The organism is Lentzea rhizosphaerae (assembly GCF_042649515.1).
Lineage (GTDB): Bacteria > Actinomycetota > Actinomycetes > Mycobacteriales > Pseudonocardiaceae > Lentzea > Lentzea aerocolonigenes.
In genome coordinates this window covers 81,301-98,078 of the sequence record NZ_JBHRZI010000017.1, presented here as the reverse complement: position 1 = coordinate 98,078, position 16,778 = coordinate 81,301, and the positions used below count along the sequence as shown (strand labels likewise).

At 69.4% G+C, this 16,778-nt stretch carries 14 protein-coding genes; 7 read left to right on the top strand and 7 right to left on the bottom strand.

Annotation, left to right across the window (positions count from 1 at the left end; all coding sequences use genetic code 11):
• Genes galE through ACFOWZ_RS21980 form a run of 3 tightly spaced genes read right to left on the bottom strand, consistent with a single transcriptional unit; the run spans nucleotide 1 to nucleotide 2,867 of the window.
• Nucleotides 1–963, bottom strand: a complete 963-nt coding sequence (gene galE / locus ACFOWZ_RS21990; protein WP_382375336.1) for a UDP-glucose 4-epimerase GalE — start codon at nucleotides 961–963, stop codon at nucleotides 1–3.
• Between the two features lie 36 nt (nucleotides 964–999).
• A complete protein-coding gene (gene galK, locus ACFOWZ_RS21985) occupies nucleotides 1,000–2,175 on the bottom strand; it encodes a galactokinase (protein WP_382375334.1) in 1,176 nt (391 codons plus the stop codon).
• Nucleotides 2,172–2,867, bottom strand: coding sequence for a metal-dependent transcriptional regulator (locus tag ACFOWZ_RS21980; RefSeq protein WP_382375332.1), 696 nt, complete (start codon nucleotides 2,865–2,867; stop codon nucleotides 2,172–2,174). Before ACFOWZ_RS21980 ends, galK begins: the two co-directional genes overlap by 4 nt.
• 78 nt (nucleotides 2,868–2,945) lie before the next feature.
• On the opposite strand from ACFOWZ_RS21980, the gene ACFOWZ_RS21975 reads away from it, so the two are divergent.
• Nucleotides 2,946–3,797: a sulfurtransferase gene (locus tag ACFOWZ_RS21975; protein ID WP_382375330.1), complete on the top strand. Its 852-nt coding sequence runs from the start codon at nucleotides 2,946–2,948 to the stop codon at nucleotides 3,795–3,797.
• Between the two features lie 14 nt (nucleotides 3,798–3,811).
• On the opposite strand, the gene ACFOWZ_RS21970 is transcribed toward ACFOWZ_RS21975, so the two are convergent.
• The gene (locus tag ACFOWZ_RS21970) at nucleotides 3,812–4,414 is read right to left on the bottom strand and encodes a hypothetical protein (protein WP_382375328.1); all 603 of its coding nucleotides are present in this window, start codon (nucleotides 4,412–4,414) and stop codon (nucleotides 3,812–3,814) included.
• Between the two features lie 145 nt (nucleotides 4,415–4,559).
• Between ACFOWZ_RS21970 and ACFOWZ_RS21965 the strand changes: the two genes are divergently transcribed.
• The 6 genes from ACFOWZ_RS21965 (at nucleotide 4,560) to ACFOWZ_RS21940 (ending at nucleotide 14,287) form a co-directional block, all read left to right on the top strand.
• The gene (locus ACFOWZ_RS21965; protein WP_382375326.1) at nucleotides 4,560–5,732 is read left to right on the top strand and encodes an acetoin utilization protein AcuC; all 1,173 of its coding nucleotides are present in this window, start codon (nucleotides 4,560–4,562) and stop codon (nucleotides 5,730–5,732) included.
• A 6-nt stretch (nucleotides 5,733–5,738) separates the two neighbouring features.
• Nucleotides 5,739–8,384, top strand: coding sequence for a bifunctional acetate--CoA ligase family protein/GNAT family N-acetyltransferase (locus ACFOWZ_RS21960; RefSeq protein ID WP_382375324.1), 2,646 nt, complete (start codon nucleotides 5,739–5,741; stop codon nucleotides 8,382–8,384).
• 152 nt (nucleotides 8,385–8,536) lie between these two features.
• Nucleotides 8,537–9,370: a glutamate ABC transporter substrate-binding protein gene (locus ACFOWZ_RS21955; RefSeq protein WP_382375322.1), complete on the top strand. Its 834-nt coding sequence runs from the start codon at nucleotides 8,537–8,539 to the stop codon at nucleotides 9,368–9,370.
• Between the two features lie 31 nt (nucleotides 9,371–9,401).
• Nucleotides 9,402–10,169: a GntR family transcriptional regulator gene (locus tag ACFOWZ_RS21950; protein ID WP_382375320.1), complete on the top strand. Its 768-nt coding sequence runs from the start codon at nucleotides 9,402–9,404 to the stop codon at nucleotides 10,167–10,169.
• Between the two features lie 51 nt (nucleotides 10,170–10,220).
• Nucleotides 10,221–13,793: a hypothetical protein gene (locus tag ACFOWZ_RS21945; protein WP_382375318.1), complete on the top strand. Its 3,573-nt coding sequence runs from the start codon at nucleotides 10,221–10,223 to the stop codon at nucleotides 13,791–13,793.
• A gap of 152 nt (nucleotides 13,794–13,945) precedes the next feature.
• Nucleotides 13,946–14,287 carry a hypothetical protein gene (locus tag ACFOWZ_RS21940; protein ID WP_030464878.1) on the top strand — a complete coding sequence of 114 codons (342 nt, stop codon included), beginning with the start codon at nucleotides 13,946–13,948 and terminating at the stop codon, nucleotides 14,285–14,287.
• Nucleotides 14,288–14,358: 71 nt separating this feature from the next.
• On the opposite strand, the gene ACFOWZ_RS21935 is transcribed toward ACFOWZ_RS21940, so the two are convergent.
• The 3 genes from ACFOWZ_RS21935 to ACFOWZ_RS21925 form a co-directional block, all read right to left on the bottom strand.
• Complete coding sequence (locus ACFOWZ_RS21935; protein WP_382375316.1) at nucleotides 14,359–14,946, bottom strand: hypothetical protein; 588 nt, start codon at nucleotides 14,944–14,946, stop codon at nucleotides 14,359–14,361.
• The gene (locus ACFOWZ_RS21930) at nucleotides 14,939–15,496 is read right to left on the bottom strand and encodes a hypothetical protein (RefSeq protein WP_382375314.1); all 558 of its coding nucleotides are present in this window, start codon (nucleotides 15,494–15,496) and stop codon (nucleotides 14,939–14,941) included. Before ACFOWZ_RS21930 ends, ACFOWZ_RS21935 begins: the two co-directional genes overlap by 8 nt.
• A gap of 96 nt (nucleotides 15,497–15,592) precedes the next feature.
• Entirely contained in the window at nucleotides 15,593–16,771 is a 1,179-nt protein-coding gene (locus ACFOWZ_RS21925; RefSeq protein ID WP_382375312.1) for an RtcB family protein, read from the bottom strand.
• Between the last annotated feature and the right edge of the window lie 7 nt (nucleotides 16,772–16,778).

Genomic DNA, 16,778 nt, shown 5'->3' with positions numbered 1-16,778 from the left:
TCAGGCTCCGTGGCGGGCGCGGGTGAACTCCCACGCGTCACGGACGATGCCGGTGAGGTCGGCGCGTTCGGGCTTCCAGCCGAGGTCGGTGCGGGCCCGCTCGGCGGAGGCGACCAGGACGGCCGGGTCGCCGGCGCGCCTGGGGGCGACGACGGCGGGGATCGGGTGACCGGTGACCTCGCGGCAGGTGTCGATGACCTGCTTGACGGAGAAGCCGGTGCCGTTGCCGAGGTTGTAGATCCGGTGCTCGCCGGCGGTGGCGTGGTCGAGCGCGAGGAGGTGGGCGTCCGCGAGGTCCGTGACGTGGATGTAGTCGCGGACGCAGGTGCCGTCCTCGGTGGGCCAGTCCTCGCCGTAGATCGAGATGTGCTCACGCTGCCCGAGCGCGACCTGGAGGACGAGCGGGATGAGGTGGGTCTCGGTCGCGTGGCGCTCGCCGATGCTGCCGTAGGCGCCGGCGACGTTGAAGTACCGCAGGCTCGTCGCCGCAAGGCCGTGCGCCGCGGCGTACGACGTGATCGCGTGGTCGATGGCGAGCTTGGTGGCGCCGTAGGTGTTGGTCGGGGCGGTCGGAGCGGTCTCGGGAATCGGCACCTCCCGCGGCTCGCCGTACGTCGCGGCGGTCGAGGAGAAGACGAGCTTCGGCGTGCCGTGATGCTTCATCGCGTCGAGCAGGCGAATCGCCGTCAGGACGTTGCCCGTCCAATACTTGCCGGGGTCCTGCATGGACTCGCCAACGAGGGACTTCGCCGCGAAGTGCAGAACGCCGTCGAACCCTTCAGCGAGGACATCGCCGATCACCTCGGCGATGTCGCCCTGGATGAAGCGCGCGCCCGAAGGGACGGCGTCCTCGTGGCCGGTGGAGAGATCGTCGAGGACGACCACCTCGTGCCCGGCTTCGAGCAACCGGGCAGCGCACACGCTGCCGACGTATCCGGCCCCGCCCGTGACGAGCAGCTTCACCACAGTCCTCGCATTCCTGATCAAGATCGTTGTTCGCTACCGGTCCCTGCCCGCGCCCGCGGACGGAACCGCCGTGAAGAGCCTCGGCCGCGTGAGCGAGCGCGAGGCGAAGCCGGCGAGCACCGACCGTTCGACCTCGTCGTGCCGCTCGACGGGAACGAGGGCGATGGCCGAGCCGCCGAAGCCGCCGCCGACCATCCGCGCGCCGAGAGCACCCGCCGCCATGGCGGAGTCGACAGCGACGTCGAGCTCGAGGCAGGAGATCCGGTAGTCGTCCCGGAGACTCGCGTGCGAGCCCGAGAGGAGGGGGCCGACGTCGGCGAGTTTGCCCGCGCGGAGCAGCTCGACCGTGCGCAGGACCCTGTCGTTCTCGGTCACGACGTGCCGCACCAGCGGACGCAGCTCTTCGGGCAGCCGGACGAGCGTCTGGTCGAGTTCGGCGATGTCGATGTCGCGCAGCGCGGGGACGCCGAGGATCTCGGCGGCACGTTCGCAGCCCGCTCGCCGGGCGCCGTAGCCGCCGTCGACGAGAGCGTGGCTGGCACGGGTGTCGATGACCAGCACCTCGAGCCCGCTGGCAGCCGCGTCGAACGCGACCTGTTCCGGCTTGCCGGAGCGCACGTCGTAAAACAGGGCGTGCGCTTCGATGCAGCACAGCGATGCCGTCTGGTCCAGGATGCCGGTTGGCGCGCCCACGAAGTCGTTCTCGGAGCTCTGCACCCAGCGCGCGATGTCCGTCCGCTCGGCGTCGACGCCGGCGAGTCCGAGCAGCGCGAGCGCGACGGCGCACTCCAGGGCGTGCGACGAGGAGAGACCAGCCCCCGCGGGCACGTCGCCCGCGATGACGAGGTCAGCTCCGCCGGTGACGGCGATTCCCTGCTCGCGCAGGGCCCAGGCGACTCCGCTGGGGTACGCGGCCCACCCCTTGACGGTCCCCGGAACTAGCTCGCTCACCACGACCGGGTCCGCGTCCTGCACCCCGCCGTCGTCGCCGAGCGTGCTGACGGTCAGCACGCCGTCCGTGCGGGCCGATGCCGCGACCGCGATGCGGTGGGGCAACGCGAACGGCAGCACGTAGCCGTCGTTGTAGTCGGTGTGCTCGCCGATGAGGTTGACGCGGCCAGGGGCCGACCAGACTCCCTCGGGCGTGCGTCCGTGAAGGCGCTGGAACGCTTCGGCCGCCTTCGTCGCCGGTGTCGTCGTCTGAGTCACCGGGCGAGCACCAGGACGGCGTGGGCGACCGCGGGGTCGAGCTCGGCGAGGTTGCCGTTGCCGCCGCGCACGTGCACGACCTTGGCGCCGGCGAGCGCCTCGACCTGCACGGTGCCGCCCGGCACGACGCCTGCGTCCTTCAGCTCGGCCATGAGGTCGGGGTCCAGCTGGACGTGCTCGGCGATGCGCCGCACCTCGACGCGGCCGCCGCCGCGGCGGGCCACCTCGTCCACGCGCACCAGGTCTGCCTCGGCGGGCGGGGCGGGCTCGCCGTCGCCCAGCTTGTCGAGGCCGGGGATCGGGTTGCCGTAGGGCGAGGTGGTGGGGTTGCCGAGCAGCTTGATGAGCTTGCGCTCGACCGCCTCGCTCATCACGTGCTCCCATCGGCACGCCTCGCTGTGCACGTGCTCCCACTCGAGGCCGATGATGTCCACGAGGAGGCGCTCGGCGAGCCGGTGCTTGCGCATGACGGCGATCGCGAGGTTGCGGCCCTGCTCGGTGAGCTCGAGGTGGCGGTCCTCCGCCACGACCACCAGGCCGTCACGCTCCATGCGGCCGACGGTCTGGCTCACCGTCGGTCCACTTTGGCCGAGACGCTCGGCGATGCGGGCGCGCAGTGGCACGACGCCCTCTTCTTCGAGCTCGTAGATCGTGCGGAGATACATCTCCGTGGTGTCGATGAGGTCGTTCACACCCGCTCCCCTTCGTATGGTGTCAATGGTAGTCGTGCCGGGGGACACAGGTGTCCACGCGGGTGCAGGATGTGAGCCGTGCATCCCTTGATCACTCCTGAGGCCCTCGCCGACGCGCTGAGTGCGCGACCGGCCACCGTCGTGCTGGACGTCCGGTGGCGTCTTGGCGGGCCACCCGGACGCCAAGACTACGAGGTCAGCCACGTGCCCGGCGCGGTGTACGTGGATCTGGACACCGAGCTGTCGGCCCCGCCCGGTGTCGGCGGCAGGCATCCGCTGCCGGATCCGGAGCGGTTGCAGGAGGTGCTGCGCCGCGCGGGCGTGCGCGAGGGCGGTCAGGTCGTGGCCTACGACGCAGGGGACGGCTCGGTCGCGGCGCGGGTGTGGTGGCTGTTGCGGTGGGCCGGGTACGGCGAGGTCGCGGTGCTGGACGGCGGGTTCGCCGCGTGGGAGGCGGCCGGGCTGCCCGTCACCGCGGAGGAGCCTGAGGTGCTGTCGGGCGACTCGGCCGGTGACGTGGTGGTGAGGCCCGGGCAGATGCCTGTGCTGGACGCGGACGAGGCGGCAGCGCTCGCTCAGGAGGGCGTGTTGCTCGACGCGCGGGCGGCGGCTCGGTACCGCGGTGAGACCGAGCCGGTTGACCCCAAGGCCGGGCATGTTCCGGGTGCGCTCAACGCGCCATCCTCCGGGCACGTCGGTGCCGACGGGCGGTGGCTCGGTGCGGCGGAGCTGGCTGAGCGGTTCGCCGGCATCGGGGTGTCGGGTGACGTGGCCGTGGGGGCGTACTGCGGGTCGGGGGTGACCGCTTCGTCCGTGGTGCTGGCGCTGGAGGTTGCTGGGATCACGTCGGCCGAGAAGCCCGCGGCGCTGTACGCCGGGTCGTGGTCCAACTGGTGCGCGCTGGACCGCGAAGTCGCTACCGGCGGCTGACGCGGGCCGGCGGGTCAGGCGTTCGGAATGCGTTCGAAGCCCTGGGTGGTGAGCTTCAGGGCGGTGGCGCAGGTGTCGATCTCCTCGATCGCCAGCACGCTCACCGAGAAGGCCGGGGTGATGACTGCCGGGTCGTCGGTCAGCATGACGGTGACCTGGCAGTCCTCCTTGGAGGCGCTGACCTGCCATGCCGTGTTGCCGCCGATTTCGATCTGCTTCTTCTCGCCCTCCTGGTCCGTCACGTCCGGGACCGTGACCATCTGGGTGATGACGGTGGACGGGCCGGTCGTGGTCTGGATGCAGCCACCGTCCGCCGAGGACTTGCCGCCGGTGGCGGCCTCGATGTCCGCGGGTTTGAGGACGCCGCAGGTCTCAAGGCCGGAGGCCTTCTTCTTGGTGGTGATCTTCACGTCGCCCGGTTTCTGGCCGGTGGGGTCCGCCTGCTTGGTGGACGAGGTGCTGGTGGGCGGCTTCTTCGAGGTCGAGGTGGGGTCGGCGGGTTCGGGGGCGGCGTTGGTGTCGGCCACCGCGTTGCCCTTGACCTGTTCGCTGCAGCCCGTGACGGCGGCGAGGGTCAGGGTCAGAGCGAGGAGGATGGCCGCTGGTCGCAGGTGCATGTCGCCTCTGACCCCTGTTCGGTGAGATCGGTTCCGGATTCGGGCCCCGGCGAGGAGGAACTGTAGGTGGCCCGGAGGTGCCGGGCACGGGTGGCGGCCAACACGTGATCACCGGTTCGACCGATCGGTGGGTAGGTTGCTGGTCATGGGTAAGCCAGCCGCTGTTGTCTGGGACAGGTCCTTCCTCGGGTACGACCTCGGTGGCGACCATCCGCTGAACCCCGTCCGGCTCGACCTCACGGTTCGGCTCGCCACGGAGCTCGGGGTGCTGGACGGGGTCGACCTGCGGGTGCCTGCGGCTGCCAGCGACGAAGAGATCGAGCTGGTGCATCGGCCCGGATATCTGAGCGCGGTGCAGGCGGCGCCGACGGCCGGGTGGGACGTCGGGCACGGGCTGGGGACGCCGGACAACCCCGTGTTCGAGCGGATGCACGAGGCTTCGGCACTGGTCGTGGGCGGGTCGCTGGCGGCGGCTCGGGCCATCGCGTCGGGTGAGGCGGACCGGGCGGTCAACATCGCCGGTGGGTTGCACCACGCCATGCCGGACAGTGCGGCGGGGTTCTGCGTCTACAACGACTGCGCCGTGGCCATCGAGTGGTTGTTGCGCAGCGGGGTCGAGCGCATCGCGTACGTCGACGTCGACGTCCATCACGGCGACGGGGTGCAGACGGCGTTCTGGGACGACCCGCGGGTGCTGACGATCTCGTTGCACCAGCATCCGATGAGCCTGTGGCCGGGGACCGGGTGGGCCGGCGAGGTCGGTGGCGCGGGGGCCGAGGGGAGTGCGGTCAACGTGCCGTTGCCTGCCGGGACGCGGGACGGTGGGTGGCTGCGGGCGTTTCACGCCACAGTGCCCGCGTTGCTCAAGGCGTTCCGGCCGCAGGTGCTGGTCACGCAGTGCGGTGTCGACACGCACAGGGAGGACCCGCTCGCGGACCTGGCGCTCAGCGTCGACGGGCACCGGGCGATCTACCAGGCGTTCCGCGAGCTGGTCAACGAGCACGGGTACAAGTGGCTCGCGCTGGGCGGCGGCGGGTACGAGCTGCTCAGGGTCGTGCCGCGGTCCTGGACGCACCTGCTCGCGACCGTGCTGGACCGCGACGTCGACCCGGCGCGGCTGTTGCCCGCGGACTGGGTGGCGCATGCGACACGGATCGCACCCGACTGGCCATTGCCTGTGTCGATGACCGATGGATGCGACCCTGTGCACCAGCCGTGGGGCGGGGACGCGGAGGAACCAGTGGACAAGGCGATCCGGGACACGCGTCGTGCGGTGTTCCCGTTGCACGGACTCGATCCGGACGACCCCAGGGACTAGAAGCCAATGGGCTCCACAGATGGGCACCGGGACCCGTTCGACTTCCCCCGGCACTGGGAGGCGGACGTCGTTCTCAGCGACGGCGGCACCGTCCACCTGCGACCGATCACGCCCGACGACGGCGACAAGCTCAGGGAGTTCCACGGGAGGCTGTCGGAGCGGACGCGGTACTTCCGCTACTTCGGGCCATACCCGCGGATTCCGCAGCGGGACCTCGAGCGGTTCAGCACCGTCGACCACCACGACCGGGTGGCGCTCGTCGCGTTGCTCGGCGACGACATCGTCGCGGTCGGCAGGTTCGACCGACTGCAAGGTGGCGATCACCAGGGAGATTCGGCCGAGGTCGCGTTCGTCGTCGAGGACGGCCACCAGGGGCGCGGGCTGGGCAGCATCCTGCTCGAACACCTCGCCGCCGCGGCCAGAGAGGTCGGGCTCACCCGGTTCGAGGCCGAGGTGCTCGCCGAGAACGGGCAGATGGTCCGGGTGTTCCGCGACGCCGGCTACCAGGTCAGCAGGGCCTTCGAGGAGGGCGTGCTGCACCTGGAGTTCGCCATCGACCCCACCGACGAGTCCGTCGCCGTCGCCAGGGCCCGTGAGCAGGCCGCCGAGGCCCGCAGCGTCCACAACCTGCTGCACCCGCGCAGCGTCGCCGTCATCGGCGCCTCCACCGACCCCACCAAGATCGGTCACGCGGTCCTCAAGAACCTTCTCGAAGCCGACTTCACCGGCCCCGTCTATCCGGTCAACGCCGAGCACCGGGCGGTCAGGGGCGTGCGGGCCTATCCGACCGTGCTCGACATCCCCGACGACGTCGACCTCGCCGTCGTCGCCGTCCCCGCCGCCAGCGTCGACGAGGTCATGGATGGATGCCTCGCCAAGGGCGTGAAGGCGCTCGTCGTCGTCAGCTCCGGCTACGGCGAGACGGGACCGGACGGTCTGTCTGCCGAACGCAGGCTTGCTGCCGAGGCGAGAGCGCACGGCATGCGCGTCGTCGGGCCCAACGCGCTCGGCGTGCTCAACCTCGATCCCAAGGTCCGCCTCAACGCGAGCCTCGCCCCGAAGCTCCCCGCACGCGGCCGCGCCGGCTTCTTCTGCCAGTCCGGCGCCCTCGGCACCGCCATCCTCGCCAACGCCGCGGGCTGGGGCCTCGGCCTGTCCACGTTCGTCTCGGCGGGCAACCGCGCCGACGTCTCCGGCAACGACCTCCTGCAGTACTGGGAGACCGATCCCGCCACCGACGTCGTCCTGCTCTACCTGGAGTCGTTCGGCAACCCGCGCAAGTTCGCGAGGCTCGCGCGCCGGCTCGGCCGCACCAAACCCATCGTCGCGGTGAAGTCCGGCCGCCACGCCGTGGTGCCCGGCCTCGCCGCCACCGGCGCCAAGGTCGACGAGGCGAGCGTGCAGGCGCTGTTCGAGCAGGCCGGCGTCATCCGGGTCGACTCGCTGGCCCAGATGTTCGACACCGCGCTCCTGCTCGCTCACCAGCCGTTGCCCCAGGGCAAGCGCGTCGCCGTCGTCGGCAACTCCACCGCCATCGGCCTGCTCGCCGCCGACACGTTGCTGGCCCAGGACCTCGACCTCGCGGGCGACCCCGTCGACGTCGGCGCCCAGGCCACCCCCGAGGAGTTCGCGAAGGCGGTCAAGGAGGCCCTCGACCGTCCTGACACCGACGCCCTCGTCGTCGTGTTCGTCCCGCCGATCGCGGTCCCCGGCGCCGCCTACGCCCGCGCGCTCAAGGACGCCGCGCACCGCACGAAACCGATCGTCTCCACGTTCCTCGCGGTCGAGGGCATTCCAGACGAGCTGAAAATGCCCGGCAAGGGCTCGATTCCCAGCTACGCCAGTCCGGAACGCGCCGTTCTCGCATTGGCTCGCGCCGTCCGCTACGCCCACTGGCGCGCCGCACCCCAGGGCACCTTCATCAGACCGGAGGGCATCGACACCGAACGCGCGCGGTCCATTGTGGACGGGACGAGCGTCGAGCTCAGGCTCGACGACGACCAAGCCGTCGAACTGCTCGCGTGCTACGGCATCGACGTAGTCCCGTTCCGCATCGCCCACAGCGCCGAGGAAGCCGCCCAGGCCGCGGACGAGCTCGGCTACCCCGTCGCGATGAAGGCCACCAGCGAACGCCTGCGCCACCGCACGGACCTCGTCGGCGTCCGGCTCGACATCGCCCAGCAGGAATCGGTCAAGGCCGCCTACCACGACCTCGCGGCGCTGTCGGGCAAGCCGGGTGTGTACGTGCAACGCATGGCGCCCAAGGGAGTCAGCTGCGTGCTGGGCCTGCAGGACGACCCGAGCTTCGGCACGTTGGTCTGGTTCGGACTGTCAGGTCTCGTCAGCGACCTCCTCGGCGACCGCGCGTACCGGGCAGTACCCCTCACCGACACCGACGCCGCGGAACTCGTTGCGGCACCGAAAGCAGCGCCTCTGCTGACCGGCTACCGCGGCGACGAACCCGCAGACCTGAAAGCACTTCAGGATCTGGTGCTCCGTTTGGCGGCACTGGCGGAGGACCTTCCGGAGGTGCGCTCGCTGAAGCTCGAACCCGTTCTTGCTTCTGCCGCAGGGGCTTTCGTCAGCAGCGCGCGCATCGTCATCGGCCCACCTCCGTCCCTGCACGATGCCGGTCCACGCCGTCTGCGCTGATCGTGTTACGGCACCGATTCTGTTGTCTCATTCACGCGAGGGTATGGACATGCGCCGCATCGCCGCCTAGGTTTCCGGCATCGCCGAGCAACGCTGCCAAGGTGCGTCGGCGCATGCCCGTGGGACCAGAAGAATCGCTGTAAGAGGGACGAATGACGCCGAGAGCGCTCCTCCGCCTGGTGGCGACGACATGTGCGGCTGTGCTGCTCCTCGCTTCGTGCGCGGGCGGCGACAAGTCCACCATGGTGGGAAAGGTCAGCGCCGACGACCGCATGACCATCGCCGTGTCGTACGACCAGCCGGGCATGGCGGTGCGCAGGCTCGACGGCAGCTACCGCGGTTTCGACGTCGACGTGGCCAAGTTCATCGCGAACGAGCTGGGCGTCGACGAGCAGAACATCACCTGGAAGGAAGCGCAGCCCGGCAACCGGGAGACGCTGCTGACCAGCGGTGAAGCCGACATGGTCGTCTCCACGTACTCGATCACGGACAAGCGCAAGGAGATCGTCGACTTCGTCGGCCCCTACTTCGTCGCGGGCCAGGACCTGCTGGTGCGCATGAACGAGACCCGCATCGAGGGCCCGAAGTCGCTCAACGCCAGCCTGCGCCTGTGCTCCACGGCGGGCTCCACCTCCGCCGCGTACGTGCGCGACCAGTTCGCCAAGGACGTGAACCTGGTCGAGTACGCGAAGTTCAGCGACTGCGTCACGGCACTGCTGGCCAACAACGTCGACGCCGTCACCACCGACGACGTCCTGCTCGCGGGCTACGCAGCCCAGAACCCCGAGCTCCTGCGGGTCGTCGGCGAGCCGTTCAGCAAGGAGGAATACGGCGTCGGCCTGCACCGCGACGACCCCGGCAGCAAGTCGAAGGTCCAGGCAGCGCTGCAGAAGATGATCGACAGCGGTGCCTGGCGCAAGTCGCTGGAGGCCAACATCGGATCTTCCGGCTACAAGATCCCCGACCCGCCGAAGCTGGCCCCCTGATCGCACAGAAGGTGACGTAGGCTCACGTCACGTGAACCGCGTCCCGCCGCACCGCGCTGATCGACCCGTTCGCGCGGGCATCCCAGAACACGGCCGAGTCCCGCGCTACTACGCGGTCAAGGCAGAGCTGTTCGACCTCGTCGAGACCCTCGGTGAAGGCACCGTTCTGCCGTCCGAGCGCGAGCTCGCCGAACGGTTCTCCGTCTCGCGCGTGACGCTCCGCCAGGCCGTCAGCGAGCTCGTGCTCGAAGGCAAGCTCATCCGCCGCCAGGGCAGCGGCACGTTCGTCGCGCCGCCGAAGCTCGTCCAGCCGTTGTCGCTGGTCAGCTACACCGAAGGCATGCGCAGGCAGGGCGTCGAACCGAACCGCACCGTGATCACCGTCGAGGAGCTCGGCGCCGACGACGGCCTGGCCCGCGACCTGATGATCGAACCCGGCGACCCGGTCGTGCACCTGGAACGGGTCCTGCTCGCCGACGACGAGCGCATCGGCCTCGAGTCGACCTACCTGAGCCTCGGCCGCTTCCCCGGCCTGCTGGAGAAGCTCGACCCGGCCGGATCGCTCTACGCGTGCCTCACCGAACGGCTCGGCGTGCGGTTCGCCGAAGCCGAGGAGCGCGTCGAAACCGTGCTCGCCACGCCCCGTGAGGCGCTGCTCATCGGCACGAACCCCGCACTGCCGATGCTGTTGCTGCACCGCGTCTCCTACGACGTCGACGGGCACCCGGTCGAGCGCGCCCGGTCGCTGTACCGCGGTGATCGGTTCAGCTTCGTGGCGAGGCTGCACGCCGACCGTTAGGCCATATCGTCAGAGACGGAACAGGATCGGTTCCCGAAGCGTCTGAGGATCATGGCGCTGGAACCGGAGATCGGGCTCGTCGGCAGGGACGACATCACCGCACTGGTGGAGTCGCTGGTCGAACGCCGCCACAAGCACCCCCTGCCGGTGATCGTCGCCTACGGCCCGGGCGGCAGCGGCAAGACGTCGCTGCTCGACCACGTCCGCCGGCGCTACCGCGACGCCCCCACGGCCAAGGTCGACCTCGACCGGGCGGGTTCCCGCTCCTGCAAGGACATCCTCGACGTCGCGGCCGAGCAGCTGCGCTCCTACCGGCACGCCGAGTTCGGCCGCATGCGGCTGCCGCGCTACGCCCTCGCCCGCCTCGCGCTGCGCCCTGAGATGGACGCTGAGATGGGCGCTGAGATGGGCGCGGGCATCGGCGACGACCCGCACCACCGGGCACGGGAGCTCGCCGCCAAGCAGATGACGAGGCTGGTCGCGGTCGCCGACGCCGCCGAGGTCGTCGAGATGCTGCCGCCCGCCCAGGGACTCGGCAAGGTGCTGCGGCCGCTCCTGCTTCGGCTCATCGGGCTCGCGGTCGTCGCACCGCGCCCGTTGCGGTGGCTGCTGGGCGGCCCGCGGATCGCGAGTGCGTTGCGGTGGTTCGAGAACTACGTCGGACGACCGAAGTTCGACGCCGCGCTCGTGCACATGTGGGGCCTCCACCGCGCCGGTGACTCGCTGGAGATCGACCGGTTGCTGGTCGCCGCGTTCCTCGCCGACATCACGGCCGCCTACCGGTTCCGCGGCTACCGCAGGATGAACAGCCTGCTGCTGCTCGACGGCGCCGACCTGCTCGACGGCATCGACTCCTACCTGCCACCGAAACGTCCGCGGCCCGCCGCGCGGGCGACGGACTTCCTGAGCCTGCTCGCCGAACGGCGCGTCCAGGAACCGCACGTGCCGCTGCTCGTCATCGCCACCAAGCAGTCGGCGCCGCCACAGGCCGATTCCGTGCCAGCGGTGTTCAAGCCGGTGCATCTGGAGCCGTTCACGTTGGCGCAGACGCGGCAGTTCCTCGCCGAGTGGAACCGCACCCGCAACAGCACCGTCGAGTCCGAGGCGCTCATCGAGGAGCTGCAGGAGGTCACGCACGGCCACCCGCTCGCGGTGCGGCTCGCGATCCAGCTCGTGCAGTTCGTGTTCGCCCGCGACCAGGTGCTGCCGTCGGTGCGTTCGGTGTTCGACGAGCGGCTGCCGGTCGACGAGACCACGACGTTCCAGGACGCCACGGTCGGCGACTACCTGCTTCTCCGCTTCTTCCAACGGATTCCCGGCGCGGAGGAGATGCCGGAACGCGAGGCGGCGCGCGAGATCTTCGCCCGTCTCGCCGCCCCGCGCGTGCTTGACCGGCACGTGATCCGCGCACTGCTGCCGGCGTCGTGGTCGGCCGAGAACATGCGCGCTCTGCTGGCACAGCTCAGCTTCGTGCGGCAGGACGGCGACAACTTCGTGCTGCACCCGCTGTTGCGCGACCTGCTGGTGCGCAGGCTTCGCGAGGTGCCGGAAGGCCAGCCGTTCTCGCACACGAAGGTCCACCGTTTGCTCAAGGACCGCTACGACAGCCTCGGGCAACGCGAAGACGCGCTCTACCACGCACTCGCGCTCGGCGAAGTCCACCTCGTCGCGCACAGGTTGCGTCCCCACGTCGACGAGCGCAGCGACCGATGGATCGCCGAGCTCGCGGCCGTCGCCGAGGCGCCGATGCCGCCGGGGGAGGGCGAACCGGAGTTCGAGGAGGAGCCCCGCACGTGGTGGGAGCGCCTCAGAACAGGCACGAGACGCAACATTCACCGCCGCTACGACCGCGTGGTGCGGCCTGAGACCGGGCTGCTGGAGGACGCGGTCATCGCCACGTGGGAACTGCGCTCCCGCAGCAGGATCGTCCGCCCGACCGTCGAGATGTACGACCGGGTGTTGCGCACCCATCAGGAGCTCGACGGCGCCGAGGAACACCTGACCGCTTACCGGACAACGAAACGCGTGCTCGAAAACGACATCCCCGCGTCGCCGCCGGGGGCGTTGCCGCGCTCGTCCACCATCGGCAGGTACCCGTACCCGCGACGCTGGCCCGGTCGCAACGCGTTGCGCCGCGTCGCGGTCTACCTCGTCGCCGTGCTGCTCGTGTTGTACGGCGCGGCTTTCTACCTCCAGAGCAGCAACAACTGTCTGCGCTACGGCATCTACGACCCAGTCGATCTCATCGCCGACCTCGCGGGCAAGCGACCTAATCTGTCCAAAGTGGATGGCGTGCAGTGCATCGGCCTGAGCGAGAAACCAGGCCGGTTCGCCTACGGTGACCCGGCGCTGCAGAACAACGACGACGCCGAGGTCGAGGAGCTCGCGAAGCTCATCGCCGAGGAGAACGACCGCGCGGCCAAGGTGAAGGACCGCCGCGTCGTCACGATCGTCGTCGCCACGATGCTCAGCTCCAACGAGCGCGTGAAGCGCGACCTGTCGGCAGGGGTGAACGAGCTGCGCGGCGCCTATCTCGCCCAGCGCGACTGGAACCAGCTCGACGGGCTCGGCCGCAACCCGTTGGTGCGTCTCGTTCTCGCGAACTTCGGTGGTGAGTCGAAGTACGCGGAGAGGGTCGCGGGCGAGATCCGCGCGTACGCCGAGCGTGACCCGAACGTGATCGCGGTGACGGGACTCGGGCAGAGCCGCGGGACCACGTTGTCGGCACTCGGGATCCTGGGCCCGGCGAAGGACCACCCGAACGGCATCCCGATGGTCGGCTCGTCCTTGTCGTCGACGAACTTCAGCGAGAAGCCCTACTTCTTCCGCATCGCCCCGGCCAACGACCGTCAGGCCCAGGTCGCCGCACGGATCATCGAACGCACCGAAGCGTTGCGCGACCGCCCGGTGCACCTCGTGCGCAGCACCGGTGACGAGTACAGCGCGGATCTCGCCGACGAGTTCCGCGAGGTGCTCAAGCCCGAGCAGCACGACTACGACGAGACGGCGAACACGGTGACCGCTCAGCTCGGCACCGTGGTGGCGGACATCTGCGGCAAGTCGCCGAAGCCGTTGATCCTCTACACCGGCCGCGCCGCCGAGGTCGGCGGACTGCTGACCGAGCTGAGTCACAGCAACTGCACCGACCCCGTGGTGTTCGGCGGGGACGACCTGACCCAGCTGGAGACGACCAACTTCACCGATCTGGAAGACATCAAACGATTCGCTGACGGAAGGCTCTACTTCACGACGTTCGCGTGGACACCCGGACACGAGTCGATTCCCCAGTCGACGCAACAGTTCTTCACCACCTACGAGGCGGCGCAGAAGCGGCACGCGAGACGGGCTTTTCTTTCGGGCCCCAACGGACACGTCCTGCTCGCGTACGACGCCGTCAGCGTCGTCGCGCGCTCGACCTGGGTTGAGGCGTCACGGGAAGACGTTTTCCAGAAGCTGCGCACTATGAGTGACTTCCCTGGCGCGTCCGGGAGGCTGACGTTCGCCCGTCCCGGCGCGACCGGCCTGTCCGGTGCGGACCCGGCCGACAAGCTCGTCGTGGGGCAGATCGTCAAGCTGGACAACGGGTTCCTCGTGTCTCGACACGTCACGCACGAGGGTGCGTAACGGATCCGCGACGTGACTGCGGGTCACGGAACCTCGTGTGAGTGCAGGAAGATACCGCCCGTTCGCACTCGTTTCCCGCTCAGGTCGCGGAGGTACTGTTGACGGTACGAACTCTGGATGTCCGCAACGGTGCGGAGGAGCGGGGGTGTGCCGTGTCCTTCAAGACGGAGTTCCTCGCTGAGCTCGAGGACTGCCTGCGCGGCTACGGCGCGGTCCCGGTGAGCAACCCCGACGCACTCGCGTTGTTCATCGAGTTCGTGCGAGCGCTTCCGGAGAGCGACCAGAAGCTGCGGTGCCTCGAGGGCGTCGATCAGGGCTCGGGATCGTTCTGGAACAACCCGGCGGTGTGGTGGGAGCAGGTGCCGCGGTTCGGCGCGGGACTGCCGCGTTGCGGTTCGGCGGAGTGCCGAAAGCTGCTCGATGACATGCTCGACGAGGCCATCAGCGACGAGATCGACGTGCTGGAGATGGAGATCAGGGAACTGCCCAGCTGATCTCCGCACGCCAGCCGGCGCCGCCACCTGTTACGGCCGCGGCGCCGGGGTTCACTGATCGAACACAGTTGTCACTTGGCGGAGACGAGCGACTTGAAGAGTTCCCGATAGCGGTGGAGCGCCAGTCGCAGGTCTTCGGTCTGTGGGTCACCGTTTCCCTTGAGCTGCTCGGTGAGCGAACGGTGACGGGTCGTGAGTTCCTCGATGGCCCGCTTCACGAGGTCGTCGGCCTTGCGGACGGCGGCCTTCGGGTCGTCGACGAACTCGTACTGCACGGCCTGCCACTCGTCTTCCAGCCGGCCGACGGTCTGCTGGGAGCGAGCCGACTGCTGTGAGGTCGCGTGCTGCTCGTGTGACGGCCGCTCTTCGTGGATCGTGCGCTGGTCCTGGGCGGTCCGCTCGTCTTGTGCGGTCCGCTGGTCCCGGGCCGTGCGCTGATCCTGAGCAGTGCGCTGGTCCTGCGTCGTGCGTGGATCCTGGGCCGTGCGCGGGTCCTGCGACGACCGGGGGTCCGGGGCCGTGCGCTGCTCCTGAGCCGTGCGCTGGTCGTCTCCCTGGCGCTGCTCGTGCATCTGCCGCTGCTCATGAGCCGACTGCTGCGGAGGAGCGGACGCGGGATCGTTGGTCACCGGAGCCTTCCTCACTGGGGCCTCAGACATCGGTCTTCTCCTTCCGCGCGGCTTCGCGGTCCTTGCGCGGGCCCGCGCCGTGTTCGAGCAGATCCGTGAACAGTTCGCGGTAGTGCACCATCGCAGTGCGCAGATCCTCCGTGCTCGCCTCGCCGATCTCCTGGCGCTCGGAGATGTCGTGCGCCTTGCGGTAGTGGTCGAGGGTCCGCGCGTGCTCGACGGACAGCACGCTCAGCTGCGCCTCGTAACCCTCGGTGGGGTAGCCGCGCTCGGACATCAGATCGGTCACGAGCCGGTCGGCGTCCGCGATCGCACTCTCCGGCGAGTCGACGAACTTGGCCTGCACGTCCGCCCAGTGCCGGCGGTAACTGTCCTGCGCCGCAGGGGAAAGCGGCTTCAGGTCGAACTCGCTGTGGCGGTGCTCCCGCTCGGCGAGTTCTTTCTCCGCGGCGGTTCTGCTGTCACTGTCAGAGACCGCGCGGTCGTATTCGGGGCCGAAGCGGTCGCGCAGCTTCTTGCGCTGCATCGCGGGCCTCAGCACGAAGAAGAGGACCGCCAGCACGACGATAACCGCGGCCACGAGGCCGATGATGGCGCCCGTTGACATGGAAAACCTCCAAGACAGGCCATAACTCTGCTGTCCTGGAGGCTTTCCCACGTACTCGCAGCGGAAACATCAACCCTTGATACAAACCACCTGCTTGAGCTTCGCGACCACCTCGACCAGGTCGGACTGGTTCGCCATCACGGTGTCGATGTCCTTGTAGGCGCCCGGAATCTCGTCCACCACACCGGAGTCCTTGCGGCACTCGACACCACTTGTCTGGGCGGCGAGATCCTGCGCGGTGAACGTCTTGCGGGCCTTGTTGCGCGACATCTTCCGGCCGGCACCGTGCGACGCCGACTGGAACGAGTCAGGGTTCCCGAGCCCGCGCACGATGTACGAGCCGGTGCCCATCGAGCCGGGAATGATGCCCAGCTCGCCACGTCCGGCGCGGATCGCGCCCTTGCGGGTCACCAGCACGTCCTCGCCGAAGTGCGTCTCCTCCGCCACATAATTGTGGTGACAGGAGATCGGCTCCTCGAAGAGGACTCGCGGGAACTCGGCGCGCAGCACGTCGCACACCAAACGCAGCATGACCGCGCGGTTACGGCGTGCGTAGTCCTGCGCCCAGTACAGGTCGTGCCGGTACGCCGCCATCTCGGGCGTGCCCGAGAGGAACACGGCGAGGTCCGGGTCCGGCAGCTCGGCGTTGTGCGCGAGGGTGCGCGCCACCGAGATGTGGTGCTGCGCCAGCTCGTTGCCGATGCCACGCGACCCCGAGTGCAGCATGACCCACACGCGCTGGTCGGTGTCGAGGCAGACCTCCAGGAAGTGGTTGCCGCCGCCGAGCGTGCCCATCTGGTGCATCGCCTTGTCGGCGCGCGCCTTGACCGCCGGCGTCAGGTCGTCGAACCGCTTCCAGAACGAACCCCAGTCGGACGCGTCCCTCTCAGTGAACGCGGTCGCCTTGTGCTGGCCGAAACCGACGGGGACCACGGCCTCCATGCGGGATCGCAGACCGCGCAGTGTCTCCGGCAGGTCGCTCGCCGTGAGCGAGGTGCGCACGGCGGTCATGCCGCAGCCGATGTCCACGCCGACGGCCGCGGGGGAGACGGCGTCGCGCAACGCGATCACCGATCCCACCGTGGCGCCCTTGCCGTAATGCACGTCCGGCATCACCGCAATGTGCTTGACGGCCCACGGCAGCGCGGAGATGTTCTGGAGCTGTCGCATGGCGAACTCCTCGACCTCGTCCGGTCGAGTCCACATGCGGATGTCCACGTTCTGACCGCGGATCAGGGTTGCTGCCATGACTTCA

What these genes read in the sequence shown, in the direction of transcription:
- ACFOWZ_RS21945 (WP_382375318.1), top strand. Translation starts at nt 10,221, where the DNA reads ATGGCGCTGGAACCGGAGATCGGGCTCGTCGGCAGGGACGACATCACC.
- ACFOWZ_RS21935 (WP_382375316.1), bottom strand. Translation starts at nt 14,946, where the DNA reads ATGTCTGAGGCCCCAGTGAGGAAGGCTCCGGTGACCAACGATCCCGCG.
- ACFOWZ_RS21960 (WP_382375324.1), top strand. Translation starts at nt 5,739, where the DNA reads ATGGGCTCCACAGATGGGCACCGGGACCCGTTCGACTTCCCCCGGCAC.
- ACFOWZ_RS21970 (WP_382375328.1), bottom strand. Translation starts at nt 4,414, where the DNA reads ATGCACCTGCGACCAGCGGCCATCCTCCTCGCTCTGACCCTGACCCTC.
- ACFOWZ_RS21965 (WP_382375326.1), top strand. Translation starts at nt 4,560, where the DNA reads ATGGGTAAGCCAGCCGCTGTTGTCTGGGACAGGTCCTTCCTCGGGTAC.
- ACFOWZ_RS21925 (WP_382375312.1), bottom strand. Translation starts at nt 16,771, where the DNA reads ATGGCAGCAACCCTGATCCGCGGTCAGAACGTGGACATCCGCATGTGG.
- ACFOWZ_RS21955 (WP_382375322.1), top strand. Translation starts at nt 8,537, where the DNA reads ATGACGCCGAGAGCGCTCCTCCGCCTGGTGGCGACGACATGTGCGGCT.